The sequence below is a fragment of the Streptomyces sp. NPDC044704 genome (assembly GCF_056433525.1).
This window is the reverse complement of the sequence record NZ_JBWKGY010000048.1, coordinates 1-2,729: the sequence shown is the minus strand read 5'-3', so window position 1 is coordinate 2,729 and position 2,729 is coordinate 1. Positions and strand designations below refer to the sequence as shown.

Genomic DNA, 2,729 nt, shown 5'->3' with positions numbered 1-2,729 from the left:
ATCTACGAGGGCGAAGTCCGCTACGCCCGCGACGCGTTCGAAGGCCTGCGGCTGATGGACGCCCTGATCGCGGTCAAGCGCGGCGTCCCGGGCGCCACCCTGCCCGAACTCAAGCAACGCCGGGTCAAGGCCGCCGCGGTCGTCTCCGAGCCGCAGCCCGACGAGAGCGAGCGCGTGACCCGCTCCGACGTCGCCGCGGACAACCCCGTCCCCACCCCGCCGTTCTGGGGCACCCGCGTGGTCAAGGGCATCCCGCTCAAGGACTACGCCTCCTGGCTCGACGAGAACGCGCTGTTCAAGGGCCAGTGGGGGCTGAAGGCGGCACGCGGCGGCCCGACGTACGAGGAGCTCCTGGAGAGCGAGGGCCGGCCCCGGCTGCGCGGCCTCCTCGACAAGCTGCACACCGAGAACCTCCTCGAAGCCGCCGTCGTCCACGGCTACTTCCCCTGCGTCTCCAAGGGAGACGACCTGATCATCCTCGACGAGAACGGCTCGGAGCGGACCCGCTTCACCTTCCCCCGCCAGGGCCGCGGCCGGTACCTGTGCCTCTCGGACTTCTTCCGCTCGGACGACTCGGGGGAGACCGACGTCGTCGGCCTCCAGGTCGTCACCGTCGGCTCGAAGATCGGCGAGGCCACCGCCAAGCTGTTCCAGTCGAACGCCTACCGCGAATACATGGAGCTGCACGGCCTCTCCGTCCAGCTCGCCGAGGCACTCGCCGAGTACTGGCACGCCCGCGTCCGCGCCGACCTGGGGATCTCCGCGTCCGACCCGGCCTCCGTCGACGGCATGTTCCGTACCGAGTACCAGGGCTGCCGGTACTCCCTCGGCTACCCGGCCTGCCCCGACCTGGAGGACCGCGCGAAGATCGCCGACCTCCTCCGGCCGGAGCGCATCGGCGTCCACCTCTCGGAGGAGTTCCAGCTCCACCCCGAACAGTCCACCGACGCCATCGTCCTGCACCACCCCGAGGCCAGCTACTTCAACGCCGGAGGCCGTACATGAGCACACTGCGCGACATCCTGCGGAGCGGCGAGCCCTCCTTCTCCTTTGAATTCTTCCCGCCGAAGACCGATGCCGGAGAACGGGTCCTGTGGGACGCGGTCCGCCGGATCGAACCGCTCGCACCGGCCTTCGTCTCGGTCACCTACGGAGCCGGCGGCTCCTCCCGCGACCGTACGGTCGAAGTGACCAAGCGGATCGCCGCCGAGACCACCCTGAGGCCGGTCGCCCACCTGACGGCCGTCGGCCATTCCGTCGCCGAACTGCGCCACATCATCGGCCAGTACGCCGACGTGGGCGTGCGCGACGTGCTGGCCCTGCGCGGAGACCCGCCGGGCGATCCGAACGCCCCGTGGATCCCCCATCCCGACGGCCTGCTGCACGCCCACGAGCTGGTCTCGCTGGTCCGGGCCTCCGGAGCCTTCAGCGTGGGCGTCGCCGCGTTCCCGGAGCGGCACCCGCGCTCACCGGACTGGGAGAGCGACATCCGCCACTTCGTGGCCAAGTGCCGGGCCGGTGCCGACTACGCCGTCACGCAGATGTTCTTCGACGTCGACGACTACCTGCGGCTGCGGGACCGTGTCGTCGCCGCCGGCTGTGACACCCCGGTCATCCCGGAGATCATGCCGGCCACCGACGTGCGCCAGATCCGCCGCTTCGCCGAACTGAGCAACGCCGCGTTCCCCGAGGACCTGGCGCACCGCCTCGACGCCGCGCGCGACCGTCCCGCCGACGGGCACCGCATCGGTGTGGAGTACGCCACCGCCATGGCGGAGCGGCTCCTGGCCGAGGGGGCACCCGGACTGCACTACATCACTCTCAACCGCTCCACCGCGACGCTTGAGATCCACCGCAACGTACTTGAATCAAGGAGTGCACAGCATGTCCTCGCAGCCCACCACTGATGTCACGGGGTCCACGGACTTCACCGATTTCAAGGTCGCGGACCTTTCCCTCGCCGCGTTCGGGCGGAAGGAGATCACGCTGGCCGAGCACGAGATGCCGGGTCTGATGTCGATCCGCCGCGAGTACGCCGGGGCGCAGCCGCTGGCGGGTGCGCGGATCACGGGTTCCCTGCACATGACGGTGCAGACGGCGGTGCTGATCGAGACGCTGGTCGCGCTGGGGGCGCGGGTGCGGTGGGTGTCGTGCAACATCTACTCGACGCAGGACCATGCGGCGGCGGCGGTCGCGGCGGCGGGGATCCCGGTGTTCGCGTGGAAGGGCGAGACGCTGGAGGAGTACTGGTGGTGCACGGAGCAGGCGCTGACCTGGCCGGGGCATGCCGGTCCGAACATGATCCTCGATGACGGTGGTGACGCGACGCTGCTGGTCCACAAGGGGGTGGAGTTCCAGAAGGCGGGGGCGGTTCCGGATCCGTCGACGGCGGAGAACGAGGAGATGGCGCTGGTCCTGGACCTGCTGGCCCGCACGGAGCTGGACTGGTCCGCGCTGGCGTCGGAGATCCGGGGTGTGACGGAGGAGACCACCACGGGTGTGCACCGGCTGTACGAGATGCACCAGGCGGGTGCCCTGCTCTTCCCGGCGATCAACGTGAACGACGCCGTGACGAAGTCGAAGTTCGACAACAAGTACGGCTGCCGGCACTCGTTGATCGACGGCATCAACCGTGCCACCGACGTCCTGATCGGCGGCAAGGTCGCCGTCGTGTTCGGCTACGGCGACGTCGGCAAGGGCTGTGCGGAGTCGCTGCGCGGCCAGGGCGC

3 protein-coding genes are annotated in these 2,729 nt (G+C 69.8%); all 3 read left to right on the top strand.

What is annotated here, in order from left to right:
• The coding region (locus tag AC07B0_RS40295; protein WP_478900597.1) for a vitamin B12 dependent-methionine synthase activation domain-containing protein at positions 1-1,005 on the top strand (1,005 nt) is incomplete at its 5' end.
• On the top strand, positions 1,002-1,907 hold the full coding sequence (gene metF, locus AC07B0_RS40290) for a methylenetetrahydrofolate reductase [NAD(P)H] (protein WP_467300561.1): 906 nt from the start codon (positions 1,002-1,004) through the stop codon (positions 1,905-1,907). The genes AC07B0_RS40295 and metF, both read left to right, overlap by 4 nt.
• Positions 1,885-2,729 (top strand): adenosylhomocysteinase (locus AC07B0_RS40285; RefSeq protein WP_478900596.1); only part of this gene is annotated, 845 nt, incomplete at its 3' end. The genes metF and AC07B0_RS40285, both read left to right, overlap by 23 nt.

Excerpts from the sequence above, each read along its gene's own strand:
- metF (WP_467300561.1), top strand. The coding sequence starts at position 1,002 with ATGAGCACACTGCGCGACATCCTGCGGAGCGGCGAGCCCTCCTTCTCC.